The organism is Flavobacterium sp. 9R, from assembly GCF_902506345.1.
GTDB lineage: Bacteria > Bacteroidota > Bacteroidia > Flavobacteriales > Flavobacteriaceae > Flavobacterium.
In genome coordinates this window covers 1,807,962-1,825,314 of record NZ_LR733413.1, presented here as the reverse complement: position 1 = coordinate 1,825,314, position 17,353 = coordinate 1,807,962, and the positions used below count along the sequence as shown (strand labels likewise).

Annotated in this window: 12 protein-coding genes; 8 read left to right on the top strand and 4 right to left on the bottom strand. The window is 36.5% G+C overall.

What is annotated here, in order from left to right:
• Window positions 1–436: 436 nt before the first annotated feature.
• From FLAVO9AF_RS08040 to FLAVO9AF_RS08025, 4 genes are all read left to right on the top strand, one after another.
• Window positions 437–919: a glutathione peroxidase gene (locus FLAVO9AF_RS08040; protein ID WP_201296304.1), complete on the top strand. Its 483-nt coding sequence runs from the start codon at window positions 437–439 to the stop codon at window positions 917–919.
• Between the two features lie 2 nt (window positions 920–921).
• A complete protein-coding gene (locus FLAVO9AF_RS08035; protein ID WP_159686852.1) occupies window positions 922–1,371 on the top strand; it encodes a MarR family winged helix-turn-helix transcriptional regulator in 450 nt (149 codons plus the stop codon).
• Window positions 1,372–1,540: 169 nt separating this feature from the next.
• On the top strand, window positions 1,541–1,777 hold the full coding sequence (locus FLAVO9AF_RS08030; RefSeq protein WP_159686850.1) for a hypothetical protein: 237 nt from the start codon (window positions 1,541–1,543) through the stop codon (window positions 1,775–1,777).
• Window positions 1,768–2,085 (top strand): type II toxin-antitoxin system RelE/ParE family toxin, encoded by a 318-nt coding sequence (locus FLAVO9AF_RS08025; protein ID WP_159686848.1) that lies wholly within the window; start codon window positions 1,768–1,770, stop codon window positions 2,083–2,085. The genes FLAVO9AF_RS08030 and FLAVO9AF_RS08025 overlap by 10 nt, the downstream gene beginning before the upstream one ends.
• A gap of 121 nt (window positions 2,086–2,206) precedes the next feature.
• On the opposite strand, the gene FLAVO9AF_RS08020 is transcribed toward FLAVO9AF_RS08025, so the two are convergent.
• Window positions 2,207–4,621, bottom strand: coding sequence for an outer membrane beta-barrel family protein (locus tag FLAVO9AF_RS08020; RefSeq protein ID WP_159686846.1), 2,415 nt, complete (start codon window positions 4,619–4,621; stop codon window positions 2,207–2,209).
• A 342-nt stretch (window positions 4,622–4,963) separates the two neighbouring features.
• Between FLAVO9AF_RS08020 and argS the strand changes: the two genes are divergently transcribed.
• The 4 genes from argS to FLAVO9AF_RS08000 all read left to right on the top strand — a co-directional run bounded on the left by argS (window position 4,964) and on the right by FLAVO9AF_RS08000 (window position 11,355).
• Window positions 4,964–6,742 carry an arginine--tRNA ligase gene (argS, locus tag FLAVO9AF_RS08015; RefSeq protein WP_159686844.1) on the top strand — a complete coding sequence of 593 codons (1,779 nt, stop codon included), beginning with the start codon at window positions 4,964–4,966 and terminating at the stop codon, window positions 6,740–6,742.
• A gap of 31 nt (window positions 6,743–6,773) precedes the next feature.
• Complete coding sequence (locus tag FLAVO9AF_RS08010; RefSeq protein ID WP_159686841.1) at window positions 6,774–8,252, top strand: SGNH/GDSL hydrolase family protein; 1,479 nt, start codon at window positions 6,774–6,776, stop codon at window positions 8,250–8,252.
• A gap of 67 nt (window positions 8,253–8,319) precedes the next feature.
• Complete coding sequence (locus FLAVO9AF_RS08005; RefSeq protein WP_159686839.1) at window positions 8,320–9,648, top strand: GDSL-type esterase/lipase family protein; 1,329 nt, start codon at window positions 8,320–8,322, stop codon at window positions 9,646–9,648.
• Window positions 9,649–9,657: 9 nt separating this feature from the next.
• Complete coding sequence (locus FLAVO9AF_RS08000) at window positions 9,658–11,355, top strand: MBOAT family protein (protein WP_370516452.1); 1,698 nt, start codon at window positions 9,658–9,660, stop codon at window positions 11,353–11,355.
• Between the two features lie 227 nt (window positions 11,356–11,582).
• On the opposite strand, the gene FLAVO9AF_RS07995 is transcribed toward FLAVO9AF_RS08000, so the two are convergent.
• Genes FLAVO9AF_RS07995 through FLAVO9AF_RS07985 form a run of 3 tightly spaced genes read right to left on the bottom strand, consistent with a single transcriptional unit; the run spans window position 11,583 to window position 17,308 of the window.
• Window positions 11,583–13,010, bottom strand: a complete 1,428-nt coding sequence (locus FLAVO9AF_RS07995) for a TolC family protein (RefSeq protein WP_159686836.1) — start codon at window positions 13,008–13,010, stop codon at window positions 11,583–11,585.
• A 34-nt stretch (window positions 13,011–13,044) separates the two neighbouring features.
• The gene (locus tag FLAVO9AF_RS07990; protein ID WP_159686833.1) at window positions 13,045–16,167 is read right to left on the bottom strand and encodes an efflux RND transporter permease subunit; all 3,123 of its coding nucleotides are present in this window, start codon (window positions 16,165–16,167) and stop codon (window positions 13,045–13,047) included.
• Between the two features lie 28 nt (window positions 16,168–16,195).
• Complete coding sequence (locus FLAVO9AF_RS07985) at window positions 16,196–17,308, bottom strand: efflux RND transporter periplasmic adaptor subunit (protein WP_159686830.1); 1,113 nt, start codon at window positions 17,306–17,308, stop codon at window positions 16,196–16,198.
• Between the last annotated feature and the right edge of the window lie 45 nt (window positions 17,309–17,353).

The following is a 17,353-nucleotide window of genomic DNA, read 5'->3' as shown; positions in this document are numbered from 1 at the left end:
CGTAAAAGATAAAATAATGAAAACAACATTCTTTCAAAACAGTATGCGCATTCTTTTGGGCGCATTTATGACTTACGCAGGTGTAAGTCACTTAACATTTAACAGAACGGCATTTTTAGCACAAGTTCCCAAATGGCTTACAACAGACCTTGGTTTTATGGATTTTGTGGTGTTGTCTTCTGGGATAGTCGAGATGGCATTGGGATTGGCACTTATTTTTTGGGTGAGTCAAAAAATATACGTTGGAATAGCGCTTGGGATATTCTTTATTTTGATTTTTCCGGGGAATCTTTCACAATACTATTACGGCATCGATTCTTTCGGATTGAATACCGATAACAAGCGTTTGATTCGTTTGTTTTTTCAACCCGTTTTAGTGCTTTGGGCACTTTGGTCCACTGGAGTTTTGGCTTATTTATTGAAAAAGAGAAAGGCTATTTCGCAACAGTCTTTTTATGATTTTGAAGCTGAATCCATTCAAGGCAAACGAATTCCAATGAGTGCTTATAAAGGAAAAACAGTACTCGTTGTCAACACCGCTAGTCAATGTGGATTGACGCCTCAATACGAAGGTCTTGAAAAGTTGTATCAAAAATATGAGAGCCAAGGGTTGGTAATTTTGGGATTTCCTTGTAACCAATTCGGGAAGCAAGAAAAGGGAAGTGCGACAGAAATTGAAACCTTTTGTCAAGTCAATTACGGTGTTAGTTTTCCAATGTTTTCGAAAGTTGAGGTAAATGGAAGCCAAGCGCATCCTTTGTTTGTGTATTTGAAAGCAAGTTTAGGAGGTATTTTGGGAAGTACAATAAAATGGAATTTCACTAAATTTGTCATCGATAAAAATGGACGTCCTGTACAACGTTTTGCACCGATTACAACCCCTGAAGCCATCGAAAAATACCTTCAAGAAATCCTCTAACAATGGAAAAAGATTTTAGCACGTTATATCTCGAGAACCAACTTTGTTTTCCGTTGTATGCGGCTTCGCGTTTGACCACAAAGCTGTATACTCCTTTTTTGGAAGACCTGGGGATTACGTATCCGCAGTATTTAGTGTTACTGGTTTTATGGGAAACGGACGCACAAACTGTAACTGAAATAGGCACTCGTTTGGCTTTAGAATCGAATACGTTGACGCCTCTTTTGAAACGCCTCGAACAAAAGGAATTGCTCTCTAGGTCACGTTCTTCGAAAGATGAGCGAGCCGTTTTGGTTACTTTATCAGCAAGTGGGCAAGCACTCAAAGAACAAGCCGTTTGCATTCCGCAAAAAATTATGGAATCTTTTGCCAATGCTTCTGTCAGCCAAGAGGAGCTTTTAGCTTTTCAAAAAACATTGACTAAGTTAGTGGAGTTGTTGCGTGAAGAATAGCGGTTGTATTTTCCTTACTTTAGGTAGCCTTTTATTGTTCGTTTTTAGAGCAAAAGTTATCTAAAAAATGTCTTTTAATTCATTAGGTTGTATAATCTTTATTTTTAAAATAGTCATAAAGCAATTTAGGAGTTATTTTAATTTGTAATTTTGAAAAAAAGATTGGAAAATGGATTTACAAACACGAAAATTAAATTTCATCCAAGACTTTCTAAAATTAGAGAGTGAGAAAACGATTGCTCAATTTGAAAAGTTGCTTAGGAACACAGCTGCGAATGAGGAAGAACTGAATCCAATGACAGTAGATGAATTTCATAAAAGAATTAATAAGTCTTTGGAAGATGTTAAAAATGGTAAAGTAACAGATGCGAATGACCTTTTAACAGAAATTGAAAAATGGAGTTAAAAGTCAAGTGGACCGATTTTTCTAAGAATGAGTTGAAAAATATTTTTGAATACTACAAAGACAAAGCCAGTGTTGCTATTGCTAGAAAACTTGTCACGGGAATTGTAAATGAAACGTTGAGGTTAAAGCTTCAACCGACAATTGGACAAGAGGAAGAATTGTTGAAAAATAGTGATAAGGAGTTTCGATATATAGTTTTTAAAAATTATAAAATCATTTATTTCGTCAATAGTCAACTGAATACGATTGAAGTAGTTGATGTTTTTGATACTAGACAAAATCCAATCAAAATCAAGAGAACTAAATAGTAAATGAGATTGTAACTATTGTTTTATACTTCTCATTTCAAAACAAAGAACCCCTAGAGTTGGCAGTCTCTAGGGGTTCTTTTTCTACAAGTAAAATAAAAAATAAGGAAAGGATTCTGGGTTAAAACATACCTCCGCCTCCTTTATTCGTGTTGTCGTCTCTTTGTTTGCGTTGTAGACTTTTGTTTTTTCCACCACCAAAACCGTAGGTTACACCCAAGTATACTGTTTGGCTTTCCCAAGTAAATTCTCCAGTTTGCGGATAAGGATATTCAGCATCAAAAGCATAACGCATAGTGTTGAACATATCGTTGAAACGCACACTAATGTTCATTTTGTTGTCTAGCAAAGTATAGCGCGCACCACTGTCAATTTTGTACATTTCTTTGCTGTTGTTTTGCAATCCATCCACACTTCCTCTGTAGAATCCGAAAAGTAAAAAACTTAAGCGTTTGTTGGCTTTGAAGTTAGAGTTCAATCGACCATTGAAAGCTGAAACAGTCACATTTCTTTCCAAAGGTTTGCTAGTGTTGGTAGTTGGATTGAATTGGAAAACCACACCTTGTTGTTTGATGCTCGAAAAATCAATAGCTGGCTGTATGTCCCACCATTTGGTGATTTTATAATTGGCAGACACTTCAAATCCAGAAGCCGTATTGTTGTCGAAGTTGGTGTAGGTCAAAATCTGTCTTTGTCCACTTGGATCATTTTCGTCAGGGTATAAGATACGGCTGATTTGGTCGTTGATGCTTCTCACGAACACCCCAGCGGTAATGCTTCCTTTTGTTAAAACTTTGGTGTAATTCACTTCAATCGAATTGGTGAATTGAGGCAATAATTCTGGATTTCCAAAAGAAGTCACCAAAGGAGTTGCAAATTCACGAATAGGTTTGGTTTGTTCTAAACCTGGGCGGTCCACACGACGGCTATAGCTCAATTGCAACGTATTTTTCTCATTCAAATTATAAGTCAAATACGCAGAAGGATACACTGTAATGTAATCGTCATCAAAGGTGGTTTTTCCTCTGTTCAAGTTGGCTGCTACTTTATAACTTTCAAAACGGGCTCCCACTTGGTAACTAATATTTTTGAATTTTTGACCAAAAGTGGCATAGGCAGAATAAATGTCAATATCGTAAGTGTAATTCGATTGTTGATCAGCTGGAGCTACTAATGGATTTCCGGTGCTGTAGTTGTTTTCTGTTCTCGTGATTCTGGCTTCGGCACCAGCTTCAAGTGTTGATTTTTCGTCAATTGGATTAACGTAATCAATGTTGAACGTGCTTAGTTTTTGAGCGTCTTTGATATTGTCTTTGAAAAAAACAGTGCTGTTTGAATTGTTAGTCGTAGTCGTTTCGGTATCAAAACTCGCTCTTTGGGTTTCTTTGTAATCGTTAAAGTTGGCTTCTACATCAAGTGTGTGGCCTTCTTTTTTGAAAATATGCTTGTACGCCAAGTTGTAAGTTCCGGTTTGATTGGGTCCTTCGTAAGTGGATTTTTGAAGAATTCTGTCAATCGTTCCTCCGTTGTTGTAGTCAATATTGGTGTTTACATTTCCAGTTCCATCCGCTTTGTTTTGGGTGGTGTAAAATGACAAGGTATTGTGGTCGTTGATCAAATAGTCCATTCCTACTTTGTATAAAAATGAATCATTTTCATTCGAAATATCTAATCTTTGCACTAGATCTTGATCCAATCTCGCGATTTTTCCATCGTTGAAATAAGTACCAAAGTTGCGTCCTCCGTTACCAAAGAAATTTACTTTGCCAACTTTGTAATTCATATCCAAAGATTGGTTGTATTTGGCAGTTTCACCAAAGGTAATTCCACCGCTAAAGCTTCCGTTAAAACCAGTATTAGCATTTTTGTGCAAGATGATATTGATGATACCCGACATTCCTTCAGGATTGTATTTGGCACTCGGATTGGTAATCAATTCTATTTTTTTGATAGAAGTCGATGGGATTTGTTTTAGCAATTGCGCTGGGTCAATGTTGGTTGGTCTACCGTCAATTAAGACACGAACATTTTCATTGCCACGCAACGATAGTTTTCCGTCTTGATCCACATTTACTGAGGGAATATTGTTCATAATGTCAGAAGCCGAAGCGCCTGCCGTGGTCAAATCTTTTCCAACAGTGATTACTTTTCGGTCGATTTTTTGTTCGATTGTAGAGCGTTCGCTTACGATGTTTACGCCTTTCAATTGCGTCGCTTCTTCTTCTAAACTAACTTTAAAAGTAGCTTCTTTTTTGTTTTCGCTTAAAATGGCTGACCCGATGTATTTTCTAAATCCGATGTATTGAATTTCGATAGTATAGCTTTTTAAAGCCAAATTCTTGATGGTGAATTCACCCTTGTCATCAGTGTTTGCGCCCGAGATAACTTTTCCGTTATCTTTGATTGAAACGATAGCATAAGATATCGGAGCGTTTGAAGTTTTTTCGGTGATTTTTCCAGTGATTTTCCCAGAATTTTGTGCCGTTCCTATTCCGACTACGCATAGTAGTAGAAAGGTAATTAGTTTGATTTTCATGATTGATTGATTTTGATTGATGTTTTATTTAGACTGAAAAGCTTGCGATATGTTACAAAGAAAATTAAGAAATGTTTACTTTGAAAGACGATTATTCCTTTTTTATGGGCTTTTGAGACTCATTTTGGTTAAACAATGTTTGGTTTTAATCGATTTTTAGTCAGGAACTTATCGCTAGAAAAGGATAGGGTGCAATCTTTTTTTGGAACCCTTTCAAAAAAAACAGAAAACACTCTGATTTTTTTGAGCATCTTTAGGAAAAATCAAACAAATTCGTTGGGCAAGCGGTTTTCTAATTGCTAAATAAGCAGTATCTTTGCGCACTTTTAAAATACACTATACATGTCATTACAACAGATTCTTACTCCGTCGATTCACAAAGCCGTTCAAACCTTGTTTGACGTAACTCTTGATAAAGTTGAATTTCAAGCGACTCGAAAAGAATTCGAAGGAGATATTACCTTAGTTATTTTTCCCTTATTGAAAGTAATCAAAAGCAATCCGGTAGAATTAGGAAACAAAATAGGAACTTATTTGGTAGAAAATGTAGCCGAAGTGGCTCGTTTTAACGTAGTATCTGGTTTTTTGAATATTGTCATTGCCGATGCCTACTATTTGAATTTTTTCAACGGAATCAAAGACGACAACTGTTATGGTTTTGTAACGCCAAGTCCAGATGCGAAAGCGGTAATGGTAGAATATTCTTCTCCCAATACCAACAAACCTTTGCATTTAGGACACGTTAGAAACAATCTTTTGGGGTATTCAGTGGCGGAAATCATCAAAGCTTCTGGAAAAAAAGTATACAAAACACAAATCATCAACGATAGAGGAATTCATATTTGTAAGTCGATGTTGGCTTGGCAAAAATTCGGAAACGGAGCCACTCCAGAAAGCACAGGCTTGAAAGGAGATAAGTTGGTGGGTAATTATTACGTAGCTTTTGATAAGGCATACAAAGAAGAAATCAACCAATTAATGTCTGAAGGTAAAACGGAAGAAGAAGCGAAAAAACAAGCGCCTATTCTTTTAGAAGCCCAAGAAATGCTATTGAAATGGGAAGCTGGTGATGCTGCCGTGAAAGCGCTTTGGAGCACAATGAACCAATGGGTGTATGATGGTTTTGCGACTACCTACAAGAATTTGGGCGTTGATTTTGATAGTTATTATTACGAAAGCAATACCTATTTGCTAGGAAAAGATGTTGTGCAAGTAGGATTAGATAAAGGTATTTTCGAAAGAGATCCTGATGGTTCCGTTTGGATTGACTTGACTGATGAAGGTTTGGATCGTAAGATTGTTTTACGTTCAGACGGGACAGCGGTTTATATGACGCAAGACATTGGAACAGCCATTCAGCGTGTAAAAGATATGTCTGATGTAGGAGGAATGGTGTACACAGTAGGAAATGAGCAAGATTACCACTTCAAAGTATTGTTTTTGATATTGAAAAAACTAGGTTTTGATTGGGCTTCTAGCTTGTACCACCTTTCGTACGGAATGGTAGATTTGCCTTCAGGAAAAATGAAAAGTCGTGAGGGAACTGTAGTAGATGCCGATGACTTGATGCAAGAAATGACCAATACGGCTCAAAAAATTGCAGAAGATTTAGGGAAATTAGATGAATATTCAGCCGAAGAAAAGGCTGCTTTATATAGCACCATTGGATTAGGAGCTTTGAAATATTACATTCTAAAAGTTGATCCTAAAAAACGCATCTTGTTTAATCCCGAAGAATCGGTTGATTTTGCTGGAAATACAGGACCTTTCATTCAGTATACCTATGCCAGAATCCAGTCGATTATTCGTAAAGCTGCTTTCGATTTTTCTGCGCCAAGTGCTCTAAACGAATTGAATGACAAAGAAAAAGAACTCATCAAACAATTAGAATTGTTCCCAGAAGTGATTCAGAATGGAGCTCAATATCATAGCCCTGCTTTGATTGCCAATTACACTTATGAGTTGGTTAGAGAGTATAATTCGTTTTACCAAGCGGTTTCTATTTTAGGAGAGGAAGACCAACAGAAGAAAATTTTTAGAGTACAATTGTCTAAAAAAGTAGCCGATACGATTGCTGCAGCTTTTAGTTTGTTGGGAATTAATGTTCCTGAACGTATGTAATTTTAAATGTTTAAAATCAAAAGACATTCTTGTGAATACACCTAAATCGTATTTTTTTCGCTCTTTTCTGATTATCCTGATGGCAGCTTGCTTTTTCTTAGGATTAAAAGAAGTATTGCCAAAAAAAATATTTGCAGCAGCCAAAGGTCCTTCTAAAAATGTATTGATTGACAGTATGTTGATTGATGCATTTGAATCGGAGCCCGACAGTGTAGCGATTACGCCCAATGATACGATGTCCGATCAAAAAATTGTTTTTGAGGAGTCCTTTGGCGTAACTTTTCCTGAAGAATCAATGGATAGTTACAAAGGGTATCAGTATTTGATTCCTTTTTATGAGCGATTGTATCAATTAGAAACCAGTCAAAATGGTAAAGTTCGTATCGCTTATTTTGGTGATTCTATGACCGATGGCGATATGATTGTGCAAGATGTTCGTGCAGCATTTCAAAATAATTTTGGTGGAAAAGGCGTTGGTTTTGTTTCGATTACTTCAGAGTCTGCGGCTTCTAGAGGTTCTGTTTTGCACCAGTTTTCTGAAAATTGGAAAATGCAATCCTATCTGAATGTCAAAAATCCAATTCGTCCTTTTGGAGTAAATGGTCACGTGTTTTTTGCCAACGATACCAATAAAGATATTTGGGTGAAATTTGGCGCTGGTAGAGCTAGAAATACTGCCTCGTTAGATAATCCCACTTTGTTTTACGGAAGTTCCGCAAATACTTCTGGATATATAAGTTACCAACTCGAAAAGGACACCATCAACAAAAGTTTGACCGCCAATAATCTGCTAAATACAATCGTTTTGAAAAACGGTAATATGAAAGCGTTAAAGGTGAATTTCAAAAACGCTCAATCTGTTCCGATATATGGGTTTAATTTTGATGACGGAAAAGGGGTTCACGTGGATAATTTTTCACAACGAGGTAATTCTGGAATTCCTATTTCAAAGTTTGATCCTGCTTTGATGCAAGCTTTTCAAAAGAAATTGAACTATAATTTAATCGTTTTGCATTACGGTACGAACGTGTTGAATTATGGTACAAAAGATTACAATTGGTACGCTAGAAGTATGACCAAAACCGTAAACCGTTTACGAGAAGGTTTTCCGGGAGCTTCGATTTTGATTGTTTCGACTGCTGATAAAGCTTCGAAATACAAAACCGAAATGAAAACCGATTCGGCTGTAGTACCTTTGACTAATGCTCAACGCAACTATGCCCTCAAAACCCAATCCGGATTTGTGAATTTGTACACGCTTATGGGTGGAGATGGCTCAATGGTAAAATGGGTTGAGCAAGAACCCGCTATGGCCAATAAAGATTATACGCATTTCAATATACGAGGTTCTAAAAAAGTAGCAGGAATGATTTATGACCAAATTATGAATGGCTATCAGGAATACAAAAGATTGCGTAGAACAATAAAAACTGTAAAACCGGTAGCTCCTAAGGATAGCGTGATAGCGCAACCCGTTGTTCCTAAAACAGAAGAAACCGATGAGAACTAAATTCCTTTTTTTCTTTTGCTTTGTAGTCTTTAAAATGTTTTCTCAAAACGCGTATTTACCTGTGCTTATGTCTATATCATCTGTTAACGAAATCATTGATCCTGAGTTTTATCCAAGAGGAATTCAGAATACGGAGCGACTTACAACATTTTTTACCAAATTAAAAGTGTTGCAAAGTACCCAAAAGGGGAAATTGAATATTGTCCACATTGGGGATTCCCATATTCAAGGGGATGTAATGACGGCAGTTTGTAGAAACAATTTGCAAAAGAATTTTGGGAATGCTGGTCGTGGTTTGGTGTTTCCATATACACTAGCGCATACGAATGGCTCTCCAGATGTCCGTTTTTCATCAAATGTAAAATGGACGAATCACCGTAATATCTTGCCTTTGAATGGAAGTCCAGTCGGTATAAGCGGTATTTCATTGACTAGTAAATCAAAAAGTTTGCGTCTTACGTTACAGGTAAAAAACAAAGACTATTTTTTTAATACTTTAAAAATAATCACTCCTAACAACGAATCGCTTTTTGAAAGAGCGGGTGAGGTTGAAAAAATGGTTACTATAAAAACTGTTCCAAAAAAGGTTGTTCATACCATTAAGAAAGGCGAAACGCTTTCGACCATTGCGGATCATTACAACGTAAGTACGGCAAAACTTAAAAAAGAAAACAAACTCACAAGTACTAAAATTACGGCGGGTAAGACATTAAAAATTCCTACCAACCAAACCAGTGAGAAATCGGTAGTAAAGACAAAGTATCATTCTGAATCTTTTGAAGAAGATATGAATTATCATTTTTTTGAGTCAGAAAAACCATTAGATCGTTTTGTTCTTTTGCCAAATGAAGAAGCTCCCTTGTATGCCTTGAATGGAGTGGTTTTAGAAAGTAACAACGCAGGAATTATTTATCATAATATTGGTGTAAATGGCGCTAAATATTCTGATTACAATAAATATCCTCTGTTTTTTGATCAGTTAAAAGCCCTGCAACCCGATTTGATTATTGTGTCTTTGGGAACCAATGAATCCTATGGTAAAATCACGCCATTGGATTATCTAAGACAAGTGCAGGAATTTTTATTGAAAGTTAGAGCACAAAATCCAGAAGCAGATGTTTTGATTATTACGCCACCGCCATCATTTTTGCCTCATCATCGTCTTAATACTTATGTAGATGAATATGCTAAGAGTTTGGTGAGTTATGCAACCTTAGGGCAATACGCAGTTTGGGATTTGTTCCAGACGTTAGGTGGAATGCACGGCGTTAGTAAAATTTATGGCAAAGGATTAATGAATCCAGACCGCGTGCACTATACCACAAACGGGTATCAGTTACAAGGGAATATGTTGTCGAATGTGCTGCTCAACGCTTTTAAAGAATTTAATAAATAAAACTAGATTGTGATTACTATTACAGATATAACAAATTGGTTAAAAACCACTTTTGGCACTATAGATGCAGCTCAAGTGAATGAATGGATTACGTTCAATCCAAAAGAGCCTATTCTTTTTAATACCGCTTTTTTCTTAGGACTTTTTTTATTGTTCTATCCTATTTATATTCTTACGACCAAAGCCAAAACTAGGGTGTACCGACACATTTATGTTTTTGCTTTCTCGTTATTCTTTTATTATAAATCCAGCGGAATCTATTTTTGCCTCTTGTTGTTTTCTGGTTTGGTCGATTATACGTTGGCTAAATTTCTGTATGAAGAAACCAAAGAAGGTTATCGTAAATTTTTCTTGATAATCAGTATTATTTTCAATTTGTCTTTTTTAGGCTATTTCAAATATTCTAATTTCTTAATCGACAATTACAATCAGCTATTCGAAGGTCAGATTCATTTTATCGATGTGATTTTACCTGTTGGGATTTCGTTTTATACCTTTCAATCGATGAGTTATATCATCGATATTTATAGACGAGAATTAGAGCCCACAAAGAATATGTTGGATTATATGTTTTTTGTGTCCTTCTTTCCACAGTTGGTGGCGGGGCCAATCGTTCGTGCTTCGGAGTTTATTCCGCAAATTTATAGCAAGATTCAATTGTCTCGTGCCGATTTTGACTCAGCCGTATTTCTTATTATGGGCGGTTTAATCAAGAAGACCGTCATTTCAGATTATATCTCTTTGAACTTTGTCGATCGCGTATTCGATGCACCCAAAAGTTATACTGCTTTCGAAAATCTTATGGCATCGTATGGCTATACGATTCAGATTTATTGTGACTTTTCAGGTTATTCCGATATGGCTATCGGGATTGCTTTATTGATGGGTTTCAAATTGTCAGTCAATTTTAGAACCCCTTATCAATCGGCCTCTATCACCGAGTTTTGGAGAAGATGGCATATTTCATTGTCCACTTGGTTACGCGATTATTTATACATTTCCGTAGGAGGAAACCGTCGTGGTAGTTTTGGAGGGTTTTTATTTCCTTCGTTATTCTTTGCTGGGTTGATTGCTTGGGCAACTTGGTATTATCCCGTGAGTCCAATTCCGTTGGTGATTGCTATTGCTTCACTGTTGGTTTTCTGTTTGACATTCTTATTAGCCAAAGACAAGAAAAGAACGATGTTTACCAATGTGAACTTAATGACTACGATGTTACTGGGTGGCTTTTGGCACGGCGCAAGTTTGAAATTTATTATTTGGGGTGCTTTACACGGCATTGCTTTGGCGGTTAATAAATTGTTTTCAGATTATTTTCCTTCTTCCAAAGATTCTAAATTCACGTTTTGGAAAGCTATCACCACAGCTATTTCGGTACTAGTTACCTTTCATTTTGTGGTTTTCTGTTGGATATTTTTTAGAGCCAAAGATTTCTCTGTGGCCTTAGATATGATTACTTCAATCGGGGAATTACAATTCAATTGGGAACAATGGGCGATAGTCATTTCTGGTTATGAAAACGTGTTTATAATGATTGCTATTGGGTACGCGCTCCATTTTGTTCCAGCCAAAATCACTCAAGGACTAAAAACGATTTTCGACAAGCTACCGATGCTTTTCAAAGCCTTAATTCTAGCGCTTACCTTCTGGTTGGTTGCTGCAATGGCTTCAAGCGAATTAGTACCTTTTATTTATTTTCAGTTTTAATTTTTTAGGATGGTATCAGTTGCAACACTAGATTTAGCAATACTTGTCAAGTGTAAAAAAAATTGATTTATATAAAAACTTCAGAAAGTACGTATCATTTTGTTGTGATGATTTTCTGGTTTTATCATTTTATAACTGAACTCTTATTTATTTAAGTTTAGTATAAAAACAACAAGGGCTTAAAGCCCTTGTTGTGTAAAGTAATATGACTAGCAGGATAAGTTTTACTAGTTTATTCCACCACCTAAAGCTTTATATAAATTGATAATGGCTTGATGTTGTAGTTTTTTGGTAATGATGAGTTCAATTTTTGAGTCTAAAGCAGTTCTTTGTACTAATAATACTTCTAAGTAAGTGGCTCTTCCGGATTTAAACAAATCGTTGGCAATTTCGGTTGACTGTGTATACGAAGAAACCTCTTTGTTTTTTAGTTCATAAAGTTCATTCAAGTTTTTTACATTGGACACTTCATTGGACACTTCGATATAGCCGTTCAGTATTGTCTTTTGATAATTGAGTAATGCTTCAGTTTGATTCGCTTTCGTCGTGTTAAATTGTGATTTAATAGCACTTCTGTTTAAGAGAGGTGCAGTCATTCCTCCAAGAATAGTGTATGCTATTGATTGTGGAGATTGAAAAAGCAATCCAGTAGTAAAGGCTTGGAATCCCGCTGCTCCTGTAATTGTAAAGCTAGGATAAAACGCTGCTTTTGCTGCTTTTACATCACATTTAGTAGCAAGTAGCGTAAGTTCTGCTTGTCTGATGTCGGGTCTATTGGTTAGTAATTGCGAAGGAATACCTAAGTTAACAATGGAAGGGTCTAAGGTGTTGAATTTAGTTTTGTCTCGAATTATAGTTTGCGGAAATTGACCACAGAGGAAGTTAAGTTTATTTTCTACAACGGTAATTTGTTGTAGTATTTTAAACTCAAATCCTTTGGAATTGTTGACTTGTCCTTCAAATTGTTTTACAGCCAATTCATTGAGTATACCCGTTTGTTTTTTTATCTTGATGATTTCAAGAGCAGCTTGTTGCAACGTAATGGTTTCTCGAATAATATCGAGTTCATTGTCTAAGGCTAGTAAATCAAAGTAGGTCGTAGCGACTTCGGCAATTAATGCCGTTTGAATGGCATTTCTACCTTCTATAGAACTACTAAAGCGGGCAACTGCGGCTTTTTTATTAGAGCGAAGTTTCCCCCAAACATCCACTTCCCAGCTTGCATTGAAGCCCGCAAAGTAGTCAGGTAGGTTTTCTGGAACTACTCTTCCAGGTTGAATATCTGTACTGGCGTTTCCAGCGCCATCCATTGTAAACAATCCAAATTTGCGCTGTGCGGCTGATAATCCGGCACTCAAAACAGGAAGCTGAGCTCCTTTAGTGAATTGGACTCCTGCACGGGCAATTTCAATTTTTTGAATCGCAATCTGCAAATCGTAATTGTTGTTGATGGCAGAGGTAATCAGTTTCTTTAGATTATCATCTTTGTAAAATAGCTCCCATTTTACCTTCGCACTGTTAAGCGTATCTTTTGATTCCAAATAGGTAGCGGGTAAAGGCGTAAGTTGTTGTTCCGCTACATTATTTGTTGTCTTGCATCCAAAAAGACCAAGAGTTATAATGAGGAAAAAAACGATTCTTTTGAATTGTAACATAATTGTTTGAAGTTGATTCTTTAATGAATAAAATTTATTTTACGGCTGTATTTTTATAAGTCAAACTCGCAAAAATGTAGTAAAGCCCGGGAATAATTAGAATCCCGAAAATGGTACCAAACAACATTCCTCCAGCAGCTGCTGTACCAATAGTTCTATTTCCGATGGCACCAGCACCCGAAGCAAGCATAAGTGGAAGCAAGCCAGCAATAAATGCAAACGAAGTCATCAGAATAGGACGCAAACGTGCTAGAGCTCCTTCTATGGCGGCTTGAAATGGAGTTAACCCTTCCTTTTGTTTTAGAATGGCGAATTCAATAATTAATACGGCATTCTTTCCTAGTAGTCCAATAAGCATTACCATAGCGACCTGAGCATAAATGTTGTTTTCTAAACCCAATGCGACCAAGAGGAAAAATGCTCCAAATACTCCCGTTGGCAAAGATAAAATCACCGGCAGTGGCAAAAGAAAACTTTCGTATTGTGCCGCTAACAAGAAGTAAATAAATAGTAAACAAATAAGAAATATATAAATGGCTTCATTTCCAGCATTCGCTTGCTCTCGCGAAGAACCACCCCAGTCAAAACCGTATCCCTTTGGAAGTTTTTCGCTAGCAACAGCTTTGACAGCAGCAATGGCTTGCCCACTACTGAATCCCTCTTTTGGTTCACCGTTTAACATCGCTGCTGGATACATATTGTAGCGAGTGATTTGTTCCGGGCCATATACTTTTTCAATGGATAAAAAGGAGGACATCGCAACCATTTCACCTTGAGAGTTCTTAGTATAAAGCTTTAAAATATCCTCAGGCTTTGTTCTGAACTCAGGAGAGGACTGCACCATAACTTTATACATTTGATTAAATCTGATAAAATTGGTGGCATATTCACTTCCTAAATAGGTTTGTAGCGTATTCAGAATTTCGCTTATTACCACCCCTTTTTGCGCAGCTTTGGTATTGTCAATGTTTACAAGGAATTGAGGGAAGCTTGCATCAAAAGAAGAGAACGTGTTTTTTATTGCTTCATTTTTGTTCAATTCTAAGGCAAAATTTCGTGCTACTTCTTCTAATTTTTTCAAATCACTTTTGCCTGTTTTATCTAGAATTCGCAATTCAAATCCACTTGAGTTTCCATACCCAGGAACAGGGGGAGGGGTAAAAAATTCAATTTTACCATCTTTGATGTTTTTAGTGTCTTCTTTTAGCTTCTGGATTATTTCCTGGTCTGTCGTTCCTTTTCTTTCTTTCCAGCTTTTTAAGCTAATTAAGTTCATCCCGAATGACGCACCAGTTCCATCGGTAAGGAAATTGTAGCCTGCTAAGGTAGAAACAGAGGCAACACCTTCTATTTTTAAAGCAGCTTCTTGTATGGCATCTACTACTTTTTCAGAGCGTTCTAATGTGGCGCCTGAAGGAGTTGTGATACTTGCATAAATGGTTCCTTGGTCTTCATTTGGAATAAAACCAGTTGGTAAGAATTGTCCAATTCCAAAAGTTCCAACGCAAAATAAACCAAGCGCTAAGGCCGTTACTACACGTCTATTCACAACGTACTCTAGTATTTTTCGGTATCGTATTGCTACTGAATTATAGCGAGCGTTAAAGGCATCTATAAAGCGATTGATAAGGGTATTTTTGCGTTCTTGATTGTGAGTATTCTTTAGCATAAGAGCACACAAAGCGGGTGTCAATGTTAATGCAATAACACCTGAAAGTACAATTGCGATAGCCATTGTCACAGAGAACTGTCTGAAAAATACCCCTGAAGGTCCTGGTAAAAAGGCTACCGGGATAAATACAGCAGACATTACCAAAGTAATCGCTATAATAGCTCCACCAATCTCTTTCATAGCACTTTCTGTAGCTTCTTTTGGATTGAGATGTTCTTCTTCCATTTTGGCGTGTACGGCTTCCACAACAACAATGGCATTGTCTACCACAATTCCAATGGCTAAAACCAATGCAAAAAGCGTGATTAGATTGATACTAAACCCAAAGAGTTGCATAAAGAAGAAAGTACCTATTAGTGATACGGGTACCGCTATAGCAGGAATCAAAGTAGACCTAAAGTCTCCCAAGAAAATAAAAACTACTAAAGCAACCAATAGAAAAGCTTCTAGTAAGGTATAAAGTACACCTTCAACAGAGGCGTTCAAGAAATTGGAAACATCATAACTATAAGTGTATGATATTCCTGCCGGGAAAGAGGACTTTAACTCGTCCATTTTATTTTTAATATTTTCAATTACATCGCTTGCATTACTCCCGGGACGTTGTTTTAAAACAATTGCAGCAGATGGTTTTCCGTTTTCTTTGGATAAAACATCATAATCTAGTGAGCCAAATTCTATATCGGCAATGTCTTTCAATCGCAACAGTTCTCCCTGAAAATCACGCTTTATGATTACATTTTCATATTGTTCTTTGGTATTGTATTTTCCAGTATATTTTACTACATATTGTAGGGATTGTTCTATTTTTCCGGAGCTTTCGCCCACTTTTCCAGGGGCCGCTTCTATGTTTTGCTGCTTAAGATTTTGAATGACTTCTTCGGTCGAAATATTATAAGCAGCCATTTTTACTGGGTTGAGCCAAACACGCATTGCATATTCTCGTTGTCCCATTATATCGGCATAACCCACTCCTTCAATTCGCTTTAGTTCTGGTATGATATTGATATCAGCAAAATTGAATAGGAATTTTTCATCAAGATTGGTGTCTGAACTTAATATGTTAAGATACAACAGCATACTGTTTTGTACCTTTTCAACAATTACTCCAGACTTAATTACTTCTTCGGGCAATTCATCCAGAACAGAAGAAACTCTATTTTGTACGTTGACAGCGGCAATTTCTGGGTCTGTCCCCGCTTTAAAGATGATGTTGATGACACTGGTTCCGTCGTTTCCTGATACAGACGACATATAAGCCATTCCAGGCACACCATTCACAGCACGTTCCAAAGTAGTTACCACTGCTTTTACACAGGCTTCAGCATTTGCTCCAGTATATTTAGTGGTAACCGTCACTTCTGGTGGAGCAATATCTGGGAATTGGGTCATAGGTAATTGTGTCAATGACAATACCCCTAAAAGAACAATAATTAATGAGATAACTATTGATAGTACAGGTCTATGTATAAATTTTGAGTACATTGTTTTGTTTTTTTTAAGTCTACAGACTTTATAGTTTTGAAATTAATTCTTGCATTCGTTTGGTTTCAGGGAATATTTTATCTCCTTCTTTCAAGTTCTGAATGCCTTCATATATAATTCTGTCCGATGTTTTTAATCCCGACTCGATTACATACAAGTGTTGAATGCGTTGTTTGATTTCAATATTTCTTGCGCGTACAATGTTGTTGTCATCTACTACATAAACGTATACTTTGTCTTGTATTTCAAAGGATGCTTTTTGAGGAATAAGCAAGGCTTTTTTTATAGTATTGGTCAGCTGAATTTTTCCACTTGACCCATGCTTTAATAGTAAATCTGGGTTTGGAAATTTGGCTCTAAAAGCTATGTTTCCAGTTGTTTTGTCAAATTCTCCTTCAATTGTTTCAATGCTTCCTTTGTAAGCATGTGCTTTGTTATTGGCTAAGAGTAAAGTAATATCTGCAGCGTTATTCTCTTTTTTTTGCTCTTTAAATTGCAAGTATTCCTTTTCGGATACATTAAAATAGGCATAGACAGAGCTGTTATTGGATATTGTGGTAAGAAGCGTTCCCTCATTGATTAAACTTCCAATTTTGAAAGGAATTCGATTGATTACACCATCAAAAGGAGCTTTTATTTTTGTCAATGAAACTTGAATTTCTGCACTAGATTGATTCGCTCGATATTCATCAATACGAGCTAAAGCGGCTGTATAAGCGGCTTGTGCTTTCTCTAATTCTGTTTTGGATACAATGTTTTTGTTGGCTAGTGTTTTAATGTTTTGCAAGTCAAGTTCTGCAGTTTTTGCCTCAGCTAAAGCATTTTTGACCATTGCTTTCGCTTTAAGAACATCTTTTTGTAAAGTTTGGCTACTTATGGTGAAAAGTAATTGGCCTGCTTTTACAGGTTTACCTTCATCAACGTATATTTTTTCGATGTAGCCATTAATTTTTGTTCTAATCTCAACATTTTGAAGGGATTGTATTTCTGCTACATGGTCTATCGTAAAAGTGGTGTCTACCAAAATAGGATTAGTAGTAGGGTATTTTTCTAAAGCTATTTTTTCGCTTTTGTTTGAGTTGCAAGAGAAAGTAGTCCCAATAGCAAGAACTAGGACAAAAATCAAAATAATTTTGTTCATTTTTATGAAAATTAAATAATAGTAAGTACAGTGTTTTTCTGCTTT